Source organism: Allobosea sp. 10N428, from assembly GCF_056394545.1.
Genome location: NZ_JBFTIC010000006.1, coordinates 79,784 through 96,198, shown reverse-complemented (window position 1 = coordinate 96,198; position 16,415 = coordinate 79,784). Strand labels below are relative to the sequence as shown.

The window sequence follows — 16,415 nt, the reverse complement described above, 5'->3', positions numbered from 1 at the left end:
GTCGACCCSCCCGCACAWGGCCGGGCGGGTCGACGCGTCAGGATCAGGCGACCGAGAAGTAGGAGTGCGGATCGGCCTGCACGTCCTCGGCGTGCACGCCGACGAGGGTCAGGGTGTCGCCATTGCCGAGATCGATGACGGTGTTGCCGCCGACCGTGGTCGCGCGTGCCGCCACGTCCTCGGCCGAAGCCACGCCGGTGCCATTGATGTCGTGCGCGATCTGCAGCATGTCCGACCCGGCCTCGAAATCGAGGACGACATCGTTGCCGCCACCGCCGGCGAAGACGAACACGTCGCTGCCGGCGCCGCCGTGCAGAACGTCGTTGCCGGCGCCACCGAACAGCATGTCGTCACCAGCGCCGCCCTGCAGGACGTCGTTGCCGGCGCCGCCGAAGAGCATGTCGTCACCAGCGCCGCCTTGCAGGACGTCGTTGCCGTCGCCACCATAGAGGATGTCGGCGCCATCGCCGCCCTGCAGGACGTCGTTGCCGTCGCCACCCTGCAGGATGTCGTTGCCCGGCCCGCCTTGCAGCAGGTCGCTGCCCTCGCCGCCGATCAGCACATCGTCGCCGGCATTGCCGCGCAGGATGTCGTCGCCGGCGCCGCCAAGCAGCGTATCGTTACCCTCGCCGCCGAACAGGGCGTCGTTGCCCGCATCGCCGGAGAGGATGTCGTCGCCGAGCCCGCCGAAGAGGATGTCGTTACCCTCGCCGCCGAACAGGGCATCGTTGCCGCCATCGCCATAAAGCAGGTCGTTGCCTTCCTCGCCGAAGAGCGTGTCCACGCCGTCGCCGCCATGAACGATGTCATGGCCGGCTCCGGCGAGGATGACGTCGTTGAAACGACTCCCAATCAAAAAATCGTCGAATGCACTTCCTTCGATCGTCGCCATACGGCACCTCCATAGCGATCTGATGATCCCGGTCGTTCGGCGGGGGCGCCGCGGAACTAAAAGTCCAGGAACGGTTCCGACAGCTCCGCATAGGTTATGCTGTCGCTCGACGACCTAAGAATTACTCAATGAGTGCGTTGCAGCAAGGATTTTGTTGTGACGATTTTGCGATGCGTCACAGTTTAGTCTTTAATTTACGGAGATAATTCTTTCGAAGATGCCGTAAATATACTTCCAAATTCGAAATACGCGCCGATCTGCTGCATGCCGGCGGCAGGCCGCGCCGGTCAGTCCTCGCGAAAGGCGCGATTGAAGCTGTCGGTGAACGGCGAGACCAGATAGTCGATCGCCCGGCGCGCACCATTGACGATCATGACTTCCGCATTCATGCCGGCGTGCAGCGTAACCTTGTAGTCGCGCAGGCTTTCCTGATCGATTTCGGCGCGCACGACGAAGTAGGCCGCGCCGGTCTTGTCATCGACGAGCTGATCCGGTGCGACATAGGTCACCTTCGCTTGTATCGGCGGCAGCAGACGGGAATTGAAGGCGGTGAGGCGCACGCGGGTATTGGCGCCGACGCGGACCGCATCGATGTCGCGCGGATCGACCTTCGCTTCCACGATCAGCGGTTCACGCTCCGGCACGATGTCGAGGATCGCCTCGCCGGCGGCGATCACGCTGCCGGCGGTGCGCATGCGGATGTTGGCGACGATGCCTTCCTGCGGGGAGGTCACGATCAGGCGGCGCAGCACATCCTCGGCCTGCACGATGCGTTCGGTGACCTCGGAGAGCATCAGCTGGGATTCCTGGATCTCCCTCGCGATGTCGTTCTGCCGTTCGAGGCTGATCGAGAGGATTTCCAGATTGGCCCCGGCCACCGCCTGCTCCGCCTTGGCCTTGCGCGCGGCGAACTCGCCCGCCCGGCCGACGAGTTCGCTCTGCTTGGTCTGCAGTTCGACGAGCTGACTGCGCTTGGCGTAGCGCTTTTCATAGAGGTCGGCCATGATCCGGACCTCTTCGTCGATGAGCGAGCGCTGCTGAATGGTGGCGTCGATCTGGGCCTTCAGCGCATCGGCCTCGGCCTGATGCTGTTCGATGACGCGCTGCTGGATTTGGATCTTGCCATCCTGAACCTGGCTGCGTGACTTGAAGAAGGTCTGCTCGGCCCGCAGCACCTCGCGTGCGATCGGCGTTTCCATGCGCGCGATATCGGCAGGGAAGGCGATGCCGGTGTCGTTCGTCTGTTCGGCGCGCAGGCGGGCGAGCTTTGCTTCCAGTCCGATGCGCTTGGCCTGCAATTGCTGCAATTCGGCGCGGGCCCGGGCGTCTTCGAGCCGCAGCAGCGGTTCGTCCTTGGCGACCCGCTCACCTTCCGCCTTCAGCAGGGTCTTCAGGATGCCGCCCTCGAGATGGCTGACGGTCTTGCGCTTGCTGTCGACCGCGACGACGCCACTCGCGACGGCGGCATTGTCGAGCCGCGCGGTGACGGCCCAGGCGCCGAAACCGCCGAAGCCGACGCCGATCGCGGCCACGCCGGCGAGGACCAGGCTGCGCAGGCTCGGGACACGCTCGTCCTGCGGATCTGCATCGATCTGCACGGCCAGGGACTGTTCAGGGCGCTTGATCAAGGAACGTCCGGTCATGCCTTCACCTCACGGATCGGGGTCGGTTGGGCCGGTGCGTTGGCGGCTGGCTCCATTTCGATGCGACCACTTGGCGTGATCATGCCGGCGATGGCGGCGCGCGGGCCGAATTGCTGCACGCGGCCCTCGCGCAGCACGAGGAGCTTGTCGACGACCTGCATCACCGAGGGGCGATGGGCGATGAGCACGACGATCGCGCCGCCTTCGCGCGCCGCGGCGATCGCGCGGATCAGGCTCTGCTCGCCTTCTGCGTCGAGATTGGCGTTGGGCTCGTCGAGCACGATCAGCCGCGGCGAGCCGTAGAGCGCCCGCGCCAGGCCGATGCGCTGGCGCTGGCCGCCCGAGAGCGTGAAGCCGGTATCGGCGACATTGGTGTCGTAGCCGAGCGGCAGGCGGCCGATCAGCTCGTGAACCCCGGCGATGCGCGCGGCTTCCAGGATGGCGTGGGGATCGGGCTCGCGCATGCGGGCGATGTTTTCGGCGATCGTGCCGTTCAGCAGCGAAACCGATTGCGGGAGATAGCCGACCATCGCGCCGAAGGAGCCGCGTTCCCACAGGAATGTGCTGTGTCCATCGAGATAGACGCCGCCGACATTGGGCTTGAGCACGCCGACCAGAAGCCGCGCCAGCGTCGACTTGCCGGCCCCGGAAGGGCCGACCACGCCGAGCACCTCGCCCGGTTCGAGCGTGAAGGAGACGCTCTTGATCACGGTCTGCTCCGAGCCCGGCGGCGCGAAGACGACGCGGTCGACCACGAGGTCGCCCTGGCAGGGCGGGGTCGGCACCGTCTGCCGCTGCGAGCTGCGCGCCAGTACAAGGTCGCGCACCCGCTTCCAGGCGGCGGCGGCCAAGACCCATTGCCGCCAATCGGTGATCATCGAATCAAACGGCGCCAGCAGCCGGCCGCTCAGGATGCTCGCGGCCATCAGCGTTCCGGCGGTGACCTCGTTGCGGATGATGAGGGTTGCGCCGGTTGCATAGACGGCAAGCTGCATGGTCATGCGCGCGGAGCGCGTCACGGCGGCGATGAACTTGGCGCGCCGGGTGCCCATGTCGAGCTGCTCGATCATTGCGAGCTGCTGGCCGCGCCAGCGCCTGGAAAGCGCGGGCAGCATGCCCATGGCCTCGATCGTTTCGGCATGGCGCAGGCTTGCGCCGACCTCGTTGATGCTGGCGACGCCCGCCTCGTTCGCCTCCTTGAGGGTCCGGCGTGTGAGCATGTCTGACAGCACGCCGAGCAGCAGCAGGATGATCAGCGAGGCCAGGGCGACCAGCCCGTAGATCGGATGCAATGCGAAGAGAACGGCGAGGAAGATCGGGGACCAGGCCGCTTCCAGCGGGGTGGCGATGGCCGAGCTGGCGATGAAGAAGCGGATGTCGTTGAGGTCGCGAATCGCCTGGGTCGCCTGTCCCGAGCCCTGCTCCAGAGAGGAGCTCACGGCCGCCTGCAGCGCCGGCAAATTGAGCCGGCGCGCAAAAATGCTGGCCATGGTCTGGAATGTCAGGGAGCGGATGAACTCGACCGTGCCGTACAGCGTCAGGGCTCCGATGGCGATGACGAGGAGCATCGTGAGCGTGTCGTAGCTATGGCTGACGATGACGCGGTCCTGCACCTGCATCATGAACAGCGGAACGGTCAGCAGCAGCAGATTCACGCAAAGGCTGAGGAACGCCGCATAGCCGAGGCCGCCAACGAAGGATCGTTGGAGAGTTCGGATCAGGGCGTCAGGTGCCAGCATCGCAGCCTTCATGCATGACTCCGGGATCGTGATTGGGGTGCGGGATGTGGCGGCAAGACCGCCAAACACGTGCCCGCCATCAGCAAGGCAAACGTGATACGGAGGGAGTGTCAAGATTATGACAGATTAGAAATGTAGTCCATCGATTCGACGGAAAGCAAATGAGGCAAAATCATGCAAAACTTTGAATTTCGAACTAGTTTCCAGCCATATCCGGATTGATGCAATCTTAATTATTAGCCACTGAATATGGCATGTGCTTTGCCTATAGGCTGTTAGTAGAGAAAGGGGACAAACGGGGTGGATTGTTCATTTTTCGATCAGGCGGAGTAAGGGATGCACTATAAATTGCATAGCGGCGGGCAATTCCTGGGCAGATCCTTGAATGGCGATCATCGGGCGGATGGGTCCGATGATCTCGAAGACGAACCCGATCGCGGAATTTCTCCGTTCGATCTGGCTCGCGTTATCGAACGAGTCAGCCGGCGCTTTCTGGACTACCTGCGCCAGGAGCTGAACAAGCTGGGCATCGACGACATCTCGCCATCGCAGGTGATGGTGCTGATGACGATAGGGCAGGGCGAGATCGCGGTTCGCGATCTCCTGGACCGTGGACATTACGGAGGGTCCAACGCGTCCTACAATCTCAAGCAACTGGTGGAGAGTGGCTATCTCGACCGCGGGGCCTCGCCGCGCGATCGCCGGCAGGCACGGATCTCGCTCTCGTTGAAGGGGCAGATGCTGTGCGAGCGTCTGCGGCTTCTCGACGAGGCCAGCCAGTTCGGCCAGCGGCTCGAAAGCAACCGCGATACCGACCTGCGCACCACCCACGAAACCCTGCGCCATCTCGAACAATGGTGGAATGACGCGCTCCGCTACGGCGGGGTGCTACTCGCATCATGCATGTCCTATTCGTTCATCGCGCAGGATCTGGTCAGTTCGCTGCTCTGATCGCGAGCCTCGTCGCCGAGGGCGTCGAGGTGTCGCTGATCACGGAGCGCCCTGAGCAGGAGCAACCCGGCGTCAGTCAGCTGGTGTATTCGGTGGAGGAGACGTCGACGCGGCACCCCGCGCTCGCCGCCACCGAATATCACCTGCGGACGGGCGAGGCGGTGGCCCAGCTCATGGAGCGGCTGAAGAGCACCGACCCACCCGATGTCGTCCTCGGACATATCGGGTGGGGCGGGCTGCTGTTCGCCCGCGACGCGCTGCCCGATGCCGCGTTGATCGGCTACTGCGAGTATTACTATCGCAGCGCGGGGTCCGACCTGGATTTCGGCATGAGCGATCCGGTTCCAGCGGCCGACCGCTATCGCGTCCGCATGCGCAACGCCGCACAGCTTCTGGCTCTCGACACGCTGGACGCCGCCTATGCGCCGACGCGGTGGCAGCGCCAGCAATATCCGATGGCCTACCGCAAGCGAATCGCCGTCTGTCATGACGGCATCGACACGACCGTCTGCCGGCCCGATGCGGATGCGTCCTTCGTGCTGCCCGATGGCCGCGTGCTGAGACCGGGCTCGCCGGTGGTCACCTTCGTCGCCCGCGATCTCGATCCCTATCGCGGCTACCCCCAGTTCATGCGCGCTGCGGCTATTCTCGCCGCCCGCCATCCGGACCTCGTCTTCGTCGTGGTCGGCGGTGATGGAGCCGGCTACGGACGCCCGCGTTCCGATGACAACAGCTGGCGTGAGGCGATGTGCGGCGAGACCGGGCTTGGGGAGCGCATCGTCCACATTCCCTGGCTGCCTTACGAGAATCTGATTCGGCTGTTCCAGGTCTCGGCCGCGCATGTCTATCTCACCGTTCCCTTCGTTCTGTCCTGGTCGCTTCTCGAGGCCATGGCCTGTGGCTGCCTCGTCATCGGCTCGGATACGGAGCCGGTGAGGGAGGTCATCCGCGACGGAGACAACGGCCTGCTCACGCCGTTCCATGACGAGGAGCTCCTGGCCGAGCGCATCGCCGAGGCACTGGCGCAGCCGGCGCTTGCCCGCTCTCTGAGACGAGCCGCCCGCGAGACGGTGATTGCCGGCTATGAGCGGGAGCGCTGCATCGACCGGCAGATCGGCTGGATCCGCCAGTTCGGCGAATAGGGCTACGGGATATTTGTCAGCAGCGCGGTTGCTGATACCGGTGACGGATCGCCCTCCGTCGGCGGCGGCCATCGCGAGGACCAGGCAATCCCATGCGCGCGGATGTTCTAGGGCTTCAGGCGTTCATCAGCATCGCGGAGCGCGGCAGCTTCCGCGCCGCCGCCTCGCATCTCAACCTGTCGCAGACGGCGCTCAGCCACCGCATCCGCAAGCTCGAGGAATCGCTGGGCACGCCGCTGTTCCTGCGCACCACGCGTCAGGTCTCGCTGACGGCGGCCGGCACGGCGCTGCTGCCCCGCGCGCGGCGCATCTTCGAGGATCTCGGCTCGGCGCTCGACGAGGTCCGAGTCGATGTCCCGGAGGGCGATGAACAGGTCTCGCTCGGCTGCCTGCCCACGGTCGCGGTCCATTGCATGCCCTCGGTGATCGCTGCCTTCGCCAAGCGCCATCCCGGCATCGGGGTCAGGGTTCACGATAATTCGGCTTCGGAGATCGCAGACAAGGTGCAGTCCGGCGAGGCGGAGTTCGGCGTCACCATCGTGGCCGCGAATCGCTGGGATCTGGAGCTCAAGCCGGTGGTGAAGGAGCCCTTCGTACTGGTCAGCCATCGCAGCATGCCGCTCGCCCAGGCGCAGTCGCTGACCTGGGCGCAGCTGCAGGGCGAACCGCTGGTGCGCATCAGCGCCGAGACCGGCAACCGCATCCTCCTCGACGATGCGCTGGGCGCGCGGCGGGAAACGCTGACCTGGCGCTACGAGGTCCAGCGCGTCGTCACCGCGGTTAGCCTGGTGCGTTCCTGCATCGGCTATGCGGTGGTGCCGCAGCTCGCGCTCGATGTCGTCGATGCGGGCGATCTGGTCGCGGTGCCGCTGCGCTCCCCGGCGGTGACGCGCACGCTCGGCATCGTCACCCGCAAGACCGTGCCGCTGCGCCCGGTGGCGCGCGATCTCCTTTCGTTGCTGAGCCAAGCCTTGAAGCGCTCGGTCTCGGCGCGCCGAGATGAATGAAATTAATCAATCGCTGCATTCTTATCATTTGATGAAGCAATGAGCCTGCTCCACCCTTGCTGCGGGAAGAAACGCACAAGGAGTGGCGACGATGGCTGGAACAGCCGCGATCGCGTTCATCGGGTTCGGCGAGGTCGGGCAGGTCTTTTCGCGGGGTCTCGTCGCCAATGGCGCGACCGGAATCCGGGCCTATGATCTGCTGTTCGGCAGCGATGCCGGGCTGCGGCTGGAGGATGCGGCGCGGCAGATCGGGGTGACCTGCGGCTCCTCGCCCGGCGAGGCCTGCGCTGAGGCGAGTTTCATCTTCTCTGCCGTGACGGCCGATCGCGCCGAGGCTGTCGCCGCCGAGGCGGCGCGTTGGCTGAAACCCGGCCAGATCTTCGTCGACGTGAACTCTGCCGCACCCTCGACAAAGCAGCGGGCGGCGAAGGCGGTCGAGGCGAGCGGCGCTGATTATGTCGAGGCTGCGGTGATGGCGCCGGTGCTCAAGCCCGGCCTCAAGGTCGCCATCCTCGCCGGCGGCCCGAAGGCGCGGGCAGCGGCCGGGACGCTCAACGAGCTCGGCATGAACCTGACGCCGGTCTCCGAGATGTTCGGCCGGGCGTCGGCGATGAAGCTGTGCCGCAGCATCGTCATCAAGGGGTTGGAGGCGCTGATGGTGGATTGCGCTGCTGCCTGCGAGGCCTGGGACGTCAAGGACCCGGTTTTCGCCAGCCTGCACGCGACCTTTCCCTCGATCGATTTCCATGCGCTCGCCGCCGACATGCGCGAGCGCGTCGCGACCCATGGCATCCGCCGGGCAGCGGAGATGCGCGAGGCGGCCGAGATGCTTGCCGCGGCCGGGCTCGCACCGGGCCTCGCCAGTGCCATCGCCGACGCCCAGGAGCGCGGTGCGCGCCGGAAGGGAGGCGCTTGATGACGCTCGATCGTCGCTCCGTTCTGGCCGGTCTCGGAACGGCCGGTCTCGCAGGGCTCCGTCCGGTGCGGGCCCAGCAGGGCTGGCCGAGCCAGGTCATCCGCCTCGTCGTGCCGTTCACGCCGGGCGGCAGCACCGACGTGCTGGCCCGGCTGATCGTCGCCAAGCTTGAACAGACGATCCCGGGCAAGGGCTTCGTGATCGAGAACCGGCCGGGCGCCGGCGGCATGACGGCGGCGGGGCAGGTCGCGAAGTCCGAGCCCGACGGCCACACGCTGATGATGGGCCATATCGGCACGCTGGCCTTCGCGCCCTCGCTCTACCCCAGTGTGCCCTACGATCCGGTCAAGGATTTCCAGCCGGTCGCGCTCGTGGCGATGGTGCCGAACATCCTCGCGATCAACCCGAAGCTGCCGGCCAAGACGCTCGGCGAGTTCATCGCCTACGCCAAGGCGAATCCCGGCAAGCTGAACTACAGCTCCGGCGGCCAGGGCAGCGCCGCGCACATCGCGACGGCCTATCTCACCTATCGTGCCGGCATCGACGCCGTGCATGTGCCCTATCGCGGTACCTCGCCTTCGGTGAACGATCTCGTCGCCGGCAATGTCCAGTTCACGCTGACCGGCGGCCCGGCCGTCCTGCCGCTGTCGGAAGGCGGGCAGCTCCGGGTGCTCGGCGTCGCCAGCCGCGAGCGCGTCGGCTTCGCGCCGGACCTGCCCACGCTAGCGGAAGCCGGGCTGCCCGATTTCGAGGCAGTGCAATGGTACGGGGTGGTGGCGCCGGCCCGGACGCCGCGCCCGATCGTCGACAGGCTCAACCGCGAGATCAACGCCCTGCTGACCCAGCCGGATTTCGCGGCGGCGCTCGCCCGGGACGGTGCCATCGCGCGGCCGGAATCGCCGGACCGGTTCGGCGAGCTGATCGCGTCGGAATTGGCGCTCTGGCGCGACGTCGTCACGCGCGCCGGCATCAAGGCGGGAGAGTGAGGCGATGGGGCAGATCGCCGTTCCCTGCATGCTGATCCGCGGCGGCACCTCGAAGGGGGCCTATTTCCTGCACGACGATTTGCCGGAGGATATCGCGGCGCGCGATGCCTTCCTGCTTGCCGTCATGGGTTCGCCCGACAAGCGGCAGGTGGACGGCCTCGGCGGCGCGCATCCGCTGACCAGCAAGGTCGCGATCGTCTCAGCATCGAGCGAGCCGGGCTGCGACATCGATTTCCTGTTCGCGCAGGTCGGCATCGAGACGGCGCAGGTCGATACGACGCCGAACTGCGGCAACATTCTCGCCGGCATCGGGCCGTACGCACTGGCGCGCGGGCTCATCAAGGCGAGCGGCGCGCGGACGACCGTCCGTGTCCGGACCATCAATACCGGCACCATCGCCGACCTGACGATGGATACGCCCGGCGGCGAGGCCAGCGCCGAGGGCAGCGCGCGTATCGACGGCGCGCCGGGCACGTCGGCGCCGATCGATATCGGTTTCCTCGATGCGGAAGGTTCGGTCTGCGGGGCGCTGCTGCCAACCGGCAACGTCGTCGATGTGATCGAGGGCGTGCCTTGCACGCTGATCGACAATGGCATGCCGGTGATCGTGATGCGCGCCGCCGATGTCGGCCGCACCGGTTACGAACCGCGCGAGCAACTGAATGAGGATACCGAGTTGAAGGCGCGGATCGAGCGTATCCGCCTCGCTGCGGGGCCGCTGATGAATCTCGGCGACGTGGCGAAGAAGGTTGTGCCCAAGATTGCGTTGGTCGCGCCGCCGCAAGCCGGCGGCTCGATCTGTACGCGCAGCTTCATCCCGCATGAATGCCATGACTCGATCGGCGTCTTCGCCGCGGTGACGGTGGCGACCGCCGCCGTGCTGCCCGGTTCGCCCGCGGCCTCCGTCGCGGCAATGCCCGCGGGTCGCCAGCGTACGGTTCCGGTCGAGCATCCAACAGGAGAGTTCACCGTGACGCTGACGGTGGGGGGGACGGCCGAGCGGCCGGTGATCGAGAGGGCCGGGCTGCTGCGGACCGCACGCATCCTGATGGAAGGCCGCGCCTTCGTACCGGCGCGCGCCCTGGCGGCACATGCGGGCGGTGCCCGCCGCGCTGCCGAATGAAGTGAGAGAGGGCTGAATTCCGATGGCGAACCTGCAGAAGACAGGTCTGGTGATCACGGCGCATCCCGGCGATTTCGTCTGGCGGGCGGGTGGCGCCATCGCGCTGCATGCGAAGCGCGGCATGCGCGTGAAGATCCTCTGCCTGTCCTATGGCGAACGCGGCGAGAGCCAGTTCGCCTGGAAGAAGACCGGCGTCAGCATGGAGGAGGTCAAGGCCCAGCGCCGCGAGGAAGCGGAGACCGCGGCCGAGCTGCTCGGCGCCGAGATCGAGTTCATGGATGCGGGGGATTATCCGCTGCGCACGACGCCCGCAATGCTCGACCGCGCCATCGACATCTTCCACGAGCTTGGGCCCAGCTTCGTGCTGACGCATGCCCTTGAAGATCCCTACAATGTCGACCACCCCGAGGCGACGCGCTTTGCCCAGGAGGCGCGCATCATCGCGCAGGCCGCCGGGCACAAGCCCGACCCGGAGCGCGCCTATGCAGCGCCGCCGGTCTTCCTGTTCGAGCCGCACCAGCCCGAGCAGTGCAATTTCAAGCCGAACGTCATCCTCAACATCGACGAGGTCTGGGAGCAGAAGCGCCGGGCCTTCGAGATCCTCGCCGCGCAGAAGCATCTCTGGGAATACTACACCCGCGTCGCGCTCAATCGCGGCATGCAGGGCGGCCGCAACTCGGGCAAGGCGATGACCTATGGCGAGGCCTATCAGCGGCTCTTCCCGGAAGCGCTGGAGGCGCTGGCATGACCCCTGTCGTTATTCGCACCAAAAAGCGCGCGCCGGCTGCGGCGACGGCCGACCTCAAGGAGCTGGGCGTCTCGACCGCGCATGAGGCCATGGGCCGGAGCGGGCTGATGAAGCCCTATATGCGGCCGATCTATCCGGGCGCGCAGATCGCCGGCGGGGCCGTCACCGTGCTCGCCCAGCCCGGCGACAACTGGATGATCCATGTCGCGATCGAGCAGGTGCAGCCGGGCGATGTGCTCGTCGTCGCCTGCACCACCGACAACACCGACGGCATGTTCGGCGACCTGCTCGCGACCTCGCTCAGGGCGCGCGGCGGCGCCGGCCTCGTCATTGATGCCGGCGTGCGCGATGTGCGGGTTTTGACCGAGATGGGCTTTCCGGTGTGGTCGCGTGCGATCTCGGCCAAGGGCACGGTCAAGGCGACGCTGGGCTCGGTCAATGTGCCCGTCGTCTGTGCCGGGGCGCTCGTCCAGCCCGGCGACGTGATCGTCGCCGACGACGACGGTGTCGTTGTGGTGCCGCGGCTGGAGGCGGAGGCGGTGGCGGCGGCCGGCCGCAAGCGCGAGGCCGCCGAGGAGGAGAAGCGTCGGAGGCTGGCCTCTGGCGAACTCGGGCTGGACATGTACGCTATGCGCGAAGGCCTCGCCAAAGCAGGCCTGGTCTATCGCGACGACGATTGAGACGACGAACGGGCTTCGCAGAAAGCCAGATCAGGGGAAGGGAACGGCAATGACGCATCGCAGGACGATTCTGGGTGGCATGCTCGGGCTGGCGCTCGCCACCTCGACGAGCGGGTTCGCGCTGGCGCAGGAGGCGGTGAAGATCGGCCTGATCCTGCCGATGACGGGGCCCTTCGCCTCGACCGGCAAGCAGATCGACGCGGCGGTGAAGCTCTTCCTCGTGAAGGAAGGCGCGGTTCATGGCGGGCGCAAGCTCGAGGTGATCCTCAAGGACGATGCCGGCAATGCCGATGCGACGCGCCGCCTCGCGCAGGAACTGGTCGTCAACGACAAGGTTTCGGTGCTTGCCGGTTTCGGCCTGACGCCGCTCGCCATGGCGACCGCACAGGTCGCGACGCAGGCCAAGGTGCCGGAGGTGGTCATGGCGGCGGCGACCGCCTCGATCACCGAGGCTTCGCCATATATCGTGCGGACCTCATTCACCCTGCCGCAGGCCTCGGAGCCGATGGCCGACTGGGCCGCCGCAAACGGCATCAAGAAGGTCTTCACCGTCGTCACCGATTACGGGCCGGGTATCGATGCCGAGACCTCCTTTGCGGCCAAGTTCAAGGCGGCGGGCGGCACGGTGGAGAGCGTACGCGTGCCGCTGCGCAACCCGGATTTCGCGCCCTTCCTGCAACGGGTCTCGGAAGCCAAGCCCGATGCGCTCTTCGTCTTCGTGCCATCGGGCATCGGAGCGCAGTTCATGAAGCAATTCGTCGAGCGCGGGCTCGACAAGGCCGGCGTCAAGCTGATCGGCCCCGGCGACGTGGTCGATGACGACATCCTCGAAGGCATCGGCGATGTCGCTGTTGGCGCGATCACCACGCATCACTATTCCGCTGCGCATGACAGCCCGGCGAACAAGGCCTTCGTCGAGGCCTTCCAGAAGGCCAATCCCGGCATGCGGCCGAACTTCATGGCGGTCGGCGGTTATGACGGCATGAAGCTGATCGCCGGGGCGTTGGAAGCGACCAAGGGCGATGCCAGCGGCGATAAGCTGATCGCGGCGATGAAGGGCGCTTCCTGGGAGAGTGTGCGCGGGCCGGTCAAGATCGACCCCGACACCCGCGACATCATCCAGAACATCTATGTCCGGAAGACGCAGAAGGTCGGCTCGGATCTCCACAATGTCGAGTTCGCGACGATCAAGGACGTCAAGGACCCGGTGAAGGCCCGCAAGTGACGGGCAGACATCCGACCGTAGCGGATCGACGCGCATGTTGACCATCCTGTTCGACGGCGTCGCCTATGGGATGGTGCTGTTCGTGCTCGGCTGCGGGCTCTCCGTGACGATGGGGTTGATGAACTTCGTCAACCTCGCCCACGGCGCCTTCGCCATGCTCGGCGGCTATGTCGCCGTGCAGGCGATGCAGCGGCTCGGGGTGCCTTTTCTGGCCAGCCTGCCGCTGGCCTTCTTCGCAGCGGCGCTGGTCGGGATCGTGCTGGAGCGGCTGATCTACCGGCCGATGTATGCCAAGAGCCATCTCGACCAGGTGATGTTCTCGATCGGGCTGGTCTTCATGGCAGTGGCCGGCACGGACTGGCTGATGGGCTCGACCCAGCAGTTCATCCATTTGCCGCCCTGGCTGCAGGGGCGCTTCGAGATCGCCGGCATCGGCATCGGTCGCTACCGGCTCTTCGTCATCGTCATCTGCGGTTTGCTGGCCTTCTCCCTGCAATGGGGCTTCACCCGCACCCGCTTCGGCAGCCGGCTCCGGGCGGCGGTGGACGATGCGCGGGTTGCGCGCGGGCTCGGCATCCCGGTCAACCGGCTTTTCGCACTGACCTTCGCACTCGGCTGTGGCCTGGCTGGGCTGGGCGGGGCGCTCGGGATCGAACTCATGGGCCTCGATCCGACCTTTCCATTGAAGTTCATGATCTACTTCCTGATCGTCGTGACCGTCGGCGGCACCTCCAGCATCACCGGCCCGTTCTTCGCCGCGATGCTCCTCGGCGTCGCCGATGTCGTCGGCAAATATCTCGTGCCAGAGATCGGTGCCTTCATCATCTACGCGCTGATGGTCGTGCTGCTGATCACCAGGCCGCACGGGCTGTTCGCGAGGGCGCGGGCATGAGGGCGGAAACCTTCGACAGCCGCGTGAGGCAGGCACTCTATGCGGGCCGTCGCTGGCACCCGGCCGAGATCGCCTTCTGGCTTCTCGCCTTTGCCGCCTTCCTGCTGTTTCCGCGCAACCTCCTGCTGCTCAACGAGATCGCGATCCTCGCCCTGTTCGCTCTCTCCCTCGATCTGATCCTCGGCTATGCCGGCATCGTCTCGCTGGGGCATGCCGCCTTCCTCGGCATGGGCGCTTATGCGGCGGGGCTCTTCGCCAAGCATGTCGGGGGGGATCCGTTCGCTGGCCTCCTCGTCGGCATGGGTGCGGCGGGGCTACTTGGCCTCGTCACCAGCCCGCTCGTGCTGCGCGGCACCGATCTGACGCGGCTGATGATCACGCTCGGCGTGGCGCTGATCCTCTACGAGCTGGCGAATTCCTTCGGCTCGCTGACCGGGGGTGCCGATGGTTTGCAGGGCATCATGATGGCGCCGGTGCTCGGCTTGTTCGACTTCGATCTCTTCGGCCGCACCGCCTATTTCTATTCGCTTTCGGTGCTGTTCGTCCTGTTCCTGATCGCGCGGCGGGTGGTGCATTCGCCCTTTGGCCTGTCGCTACGCGCGATCCGCGACAACCCGCTGCGGGCCTCGGCTTCGGGCGTGCCGAATGCGCGCCGGCTCGCCGCCGCCTACACGCTCGCCGCAGCCTATGCCGGGGCGGCGGGCGCGCTGCTCGCCCAGACCACGCAATTCGTTTCGCTCGACGTGCTCGACTTCCACCGTTCGGCCGATCTGATGCTCGTGCTGATCATCGGCGGCGCCGGCTATCTCTATGGCGGGCTCATCGGCGCCATCGCCTTCAAGCTGCTGCATGACGCGATCGCGACGTTCACGCCGCAATACTGGATGTTCTGGATCGGGCTCTTCCTCGTGCTCTTCGTGCTCGGTGGGCGCGAGATCATCCATGGCGCGATCAAGACTATCGCGGGCCGCTTCGCCCGGTTCGGGCGGGGAGGGGCATGATGAACATCGCCCTCCGGACCGTCGATCTGAGCAAGAGCTTCGGCGGCATCACCGCTACCGACCATGTCGATTTCACGCTGGCGAAAGGCGCGCGCCATGCGTTGATCGGCCCGAACGGCGCCGGCAAGACCACCTTCGTCAACCAGTTGACCGGCGTGCTCAAGCCGAGCTCTGGCCGCATCGAATTGATGGGCGAGGACATCACCAGGCTGCCGCGCGAAGCACGGGTGAAGCGCGGGCTCGCGCGCACCTTCCAGATCAACCAGCTCTTCGCGAGGATGACGCCGCTGGAGATGATCGCGCTCGTCACTTCCGAGAGGCTCGGCCGTGGCAGCCATCCGTTTCGCGCGCTCGACCGTGACACGGAACTCGTCAGCCAGGTCTCGGAAATCCTGACCCGCTTCCGGCTCGACGACATCATGGATCGGACGATCGCGACGCTGCCCTACGGCAAGCAGCGCCAGATCGAGATCGCCGCCGCCTTCGCCGCGCGGCCCTCGGTGCTGCTGCTCGACGAGCCGGCGGCCGGCGTGCCGGAGGCCGAGCGGCGTGAATTGATGCAGACGGTGGCCGATCTGCCAGACGACGTTTCCGTGCTGCTGATCGAGCACGACATGGACCTCGTCTTCCGATTCGCCACGCGCATCACCGTGCTGGTCAATGGCCGCGTGCTGGCGGAGGGAACTCCGGAGGAGATGGCACGCGATCCGGCCGTCCGTGCGGCCTATCTCGGCGAGGACGCCCATGTCTGAGCTCTTGAAGATCGAGAAGCTCAGCGCTGGCTATGGCGAGGCGCAGGTGCTGTTCGATATCGACCTTGCGCTGGCCGAAGGGCATTCGCTTGCTTTGCTCGGCCGCAACGGCGTCGGCAAGACGACGCTGGTCAACAGCATCATCGGCGTCACCCGCCGCCGTGGCGGTCGGATCGTGCTGGCCGGGCGCGACCTGACCACTGCCTCGCCCGAGCAGCGGGCCCATGCCGGCATCGGCTGGGTGCCGCAGGAACGCAATATCTTCAAGTCGCTGACGGTGCTGGAAAACCTGACGGCGGTGGCGCGGCCGGGGCCATGGGACACCGCCCGCGTCTTCCGCATGTTCCCGCGCCTGGCCGAACGCAAGGCCAATCTCGGCAATCAGCTCTCCGGCGGCGAGCAGCAGATGCTGGCGATCGGCCGGGCGCTGATGCTCAACCCGAAGCTCCTGCTGCTCGACGAGCCGACCGAGGGGCTGGCCCCGATCATCGTCGAGGAACTGCTGCGGGCGCTGAAGACTTTGTTCCGCGAGGAAGGGCTTTCCGCGATCGTCATCGAGCAGCATGCGCGCAAGATCCTCGAGCTGACGGACGACGCCATCGTGCTCGAACGCGGCCGCATCGTTCTCGCCGAGCGCAGCGCCACTCTCATCGCCGAGCCCGAACAGCTCGAACATCACCTCGGCCTTGCCGCCGCCTGACCATCAAGAACCGGGAGG

Annotated in this window: 16 protein-coding genes; 13 read left to right on the top strand and 3 right to left on the bottom strand. The window is 66.3% G+C overall.

Going from position 1 to position 16,415, the window contains the following annotated elements; translation table 11 throughout:
• Window positions 1-43: 43 nt before the first annotated feature.
• The 3 genes from AC1DDA_RS18820 to AC1DDA_RS18810 all read right to left on the bottom strand — a co-directional run bounded on the left by AC1DDA_RS18820 (window position 44) and on the right by AC1DDA_RS18810 (window position 4,286).
• Entirely contained in the window at window positions 44-892 is an 849-nt protein-coding gene (locus tag AC1DDA_RS18820; RefSeq protein WP_476796900.1) for a calcium-binding protein, read from the bottom strand.
• Between the two features lie 287 nt (window positions 893-1,179).
• Window positions 1,180-2,535, bottom strand: a complete 1,356-nt coding sequence (locus tag AC1DDA_RS18815) for an HlyD family type I secretion periplasmic adaptor subunit (RefSeq protein ID WP_476796899.1) — start codon at window positions 2,533-2,535, stop codon at window positions 1,180-1,182.
• On the bottom strand, window positions 2,532-4,286 hold the full coding sequence (locus AC1DDA_RS18810; RefSeq protein WP_476796898.1) for a type I secretion system permease/ATPase: 1,755 nt from the start codon (window positions 4,284-4,286) through the stop codon (window positions 2,532-2,534). The genes AC1DDA_RS18815 and AC1DDA_RS18810 overlap by 4 nt, the downstream gene beginning before the upstream one ends.
• Window positions 4,287-4,610: 324 nt before the next feature.
• On the opposite strand from AC1DDA_RS18810, the gene AC1DDA_RS18805 reads away from it, so the two are divergent.
• The 13 genes from AC1DDA_RS18805 (at window position 4,611) to AC1DDA_RS18745 (ending at window position 16,397) form a co-directional block, all read left to right on the top strand.
• Window positions 4,611-5,225 carry a MarR family winged helix-turn-helix transcriptional regulator gene (locus AC1DDA_RS18805; RefSeq protein WP_476796897.1) on the top strand — a complete coding sequence of 205 codons (615 nt, stop codon included), beginning with the start codon at window positions 4,611-4,613 and terminating at the stop codon, window positions 5,223-5,225.
• Window positions 5,174-6,367, top strand: coding sequence for a glycosyltransferase (locus tag AC1DDA_RS18800; protein WP_476796896.1), 1,194 nt, complete (start codon window positions 5,174-5,176; stop codon window positions 6,365-6,367). The genes AC1DDA_RS18805 and AC1DDA_RS18800 overlap by 52 nt, the downstream gene beginning before the upstream one ends.
• A gap of 92 nt (window positions 6,368-6,459) precedes the next feature.
• Entirely contained in the window at window positions 6,460-7,374 is a 915-nt protein-coding gene (locus AC1DDA_RS18795; RefSeq protein WP_476796895.1) for a LysR family transcriptional regulator, read from the top strand.
• A gap of 91 nt (window positions 7,375-7,465) precedes the next feature.
• A complete protein-coding gene (locus tag AC1DDA_RS18790) occupies window positions 7,466-8,290 on the top strand; it encodes an NAD(P)-dependent oxidoreductase (protein ID WP_476796894.1) in 825 nt (274 codons plus the stop codon).
• The gene (locus AC1DDA_RS18785; protein ID WP_476796893.1) at window positions 8,290-9,276 is read left to right on the top strand and encodes a Bug family tripartite tricarboxylate transporter substrate binding protein; all 987 of its coding nucleotides are present in this window, start codon (window positions 8,290-8,292) and stop codon (window positions 9,274-9,276) included. Before AC1DDA_RS18790 ends, AC1DDA_RS18785 begins: the two co-directional genes overlap by 1 nt.
• 4 nt (window positions 9,277-9,280) lie before the next feature.
• Window positions 9,281-10,399 carry a 4-oxalomesaconate tautomerase gene (locus tag AC1DDA_RS18780; RefSeq protein ID WP_476796892.1) on the top strand — a complete coding sequence of 373 codons (1,119 nt, stop codon included), beginning with the start codon at window positions 9,281-9,283 and terminating at the stop codon, window positions 10,397-10,399.
• Between the two features lie 22 nt (window positions 10,400-10,421).
• The gene (locus AC1DDA_RS18775; RefSeq protein ID WP_476796891.1) at window positions 10,422-11,147 is read left to right on the top strand and encodes a PIG-L deacetylase family protein; all 726 of its coding nucleotides are present in this window, start codon (window positions 10,422-10,424) and stop codon (window positions 11,145-11,147) included.
• Window positions 11,144-11,827: a 4-carboxy-4-hydroxy-2-oxoadipate aldolase/oxaloacetate decarboxylase gene (locus AC1DDA_RS18770; protein ID WP_441511786.1), complete on the top strand. Its 684-nt coding sequence runs from the start codon at window positions 11,144-11,146 to the stop codon at window positions 11,825-11,827. The genes AC1DDA_RS18775 and AC1DDA_RS18770 overlap by 4 nt, the downstream gene beginning before the upstream one ends.
• A gap of 49 nt (window positions 11,828-11,876) precedes the next feature.
• Window positions 11,877-13,052, top strand: coding sequence for an ABC transporter substrate-binding protein (locus tag AC1DDA_RS18765; RefSeq protein WP_476796890.1), 1,176 nt, complete (start codon window positions 11,877-11,879; stop codon window positions 13,050-13,052).
• 34 nt (window positions 13,053-13,086) lie between these two features.
• Window positions 13,087-13,944, top strand: a complete 858-nt coding sequence (locus AC1DDA_RS18760) for a branched-chain amino acid ABC transporter permease (RefSeq protein ID WP_476796889.1) — start codon at window positions 13,087-13,089, stop codon at window positions 13,942-13,944.
• The gene (locus tag AC1DDA_RS18755) at window positions 13,941-14,945 is read left to right on the top strand and encodes a branched-chain amino acid ABC transporter permease (protein ID WP_476796888.1); all 1,005 of its coding nucleotides are present in this window, start codon (window positions 13,941-13,943) and stop codon (window positions 14,943-14,945) included. Before AC1DDA_RS18760 ends, AC1DDA_RS18755 begins: the two co-directional genes overlap by 4 nt.
• The gene (locus AC1DDA_RS18750; protein ID WP_476796887.1) at window positions 14,945-15,697 is read left to right on the top strand and encodes an ABC transporter ATP-binding protein; all 753 of its coding nucleotides are present in this window, start codon (window positions 14,945-14,947) and stop codon (window positions 15,695-15,697) included. Before AC1DDA_RS18755 ends, AC1DDA_RS18750 begins: the two co-directional genes overlap by 1 nt.
• Window positions 15,690-16,397, top strand: coding sequence for an ABC transporter ATP-binding protein (locus AC1DDA_RS18745; protein WP_476796886.1), 708 nt, complete (start codon window positions 15,690-15,692; stop codon window positions 16,395-16,397). The genes AC1DDA_RS18750 and AC1DDA_RS18745 overlap by 8 nt, the downstream gene beginning before the upstream one ends.
• Window positions 16,398-16,415: the final 18 nt, after the last annotated feature.

Coding starts and splice junctions, on each gene's coding strand:
- AC1DDA_RS18810 (WP_476796898.1), bottom strand. CDS start 4,286: ATGAAGGCTGCGATGCTGGCACCTGACGCCCTGATCCGAACTCTCCAA.
- AC1DDA_RS18805 (WP_476796897.1), top strand. CDS start 4,611: ATGCACTATAAATTGCATAGCGGCGGGCAATTCCTGGGCAGATCCTTG.
- AC1DDA_RS18790 (WP_476796894.1), top strand. CDS start 7,466: ATGGCTGGAACAGCCGCGATCGCGTTCATCGGGTTCGGCGAGGTCGGG.
- AC1DDA_RS18755 (WP_476796888.1), top strand. CDS start 13,941: ATGAGGGCGGAAACCTTCGACAGCCGCGTGAGGCAGGCACTCTATGCG.
- AC1DDA_RS18775 (WP_476796891.1), top strand. CDS start 10,422: ATGGCGAACCTGCAGAAGACAGGTCTGGTGATCACGGCGCATCCCGGC.
- AC1DDA_RS18780 (WP_476796892.1), top strand. CDS start 9,281: ATGGGGCAGATCGCCGTTCCCTGCATGCTGATCCGCGGCGGCACCTCG.
- AC1DDA_RS18770 (WP_441511786.1), top strand. CDS start 11,144: ATGACCCCTGTCGTTATTCGCACCAAAAAGCGCGCGCCGGCTGCGGCG.
- AC1DDA_RS18800 (WP_476796896.1), top strand. CDS start 5,174: ATGCATGTCCTATTCGTTCATCGCGCAGGATCTGGTCAGTTCGCTGCT.
- AC1DDA_RS18815 (WP_476796899.1), bottom strand. CDS start 2,535: ATGACCGGACGTTCCTTGATCAAGCGCCCTGAACAGTCCCTGGCCGTG.
- AC1DDA_RS18760 (WP_476796889.1), top strand. CDS start 13,087: ATGTTGACCATCCTGTTCGACGGCGTCGCCTATGGGATGGTGCTGTTC.
- AC1DDA_RS18795 (WP_476796895.1), top strand. CDS start 6,460: ATGCGCGCGGATGTTCTAGGGCTTCAGGCGTTCATCAGCATCGCGGAG.
- AC1DDA_RS18785 (WP_476796893.1), top strand. CDS start 8,290: ATGACGCTCGATCGTCGCTCCGTTCTGGCCGGTCTCGGAACGGCCGGT.
- AC1DDA_RS18750 (WP_476796887.1), top strand. CDS start 14,945: ATGAACATCGCCCTCCGGACCGTCGATCTGAGCAAGAGCTTCGGCGGC.
- AC1DDA_RS18820 (WP_476796900.1), bottom strand. CDS start 892: ATGGCGACGATCGAAGGAAGTGCATTCGACGATTTTTTGATTGGGAGT.
- AC1DDA_RS18765 (WP_476796890.1), top strand. CDS start 11,877: ATGACGCATCGCAGGACGATTCTGGGTGGCATGCTCGGGCTGGCGCTC.
- AC1DDA_RS18745 (WP_476796886.1), top strand. CDS start 15,690: ATGTCTGAGCTCTTGAAGATCGAGAAGCTCAGCGCTGGCTATGGCGAG.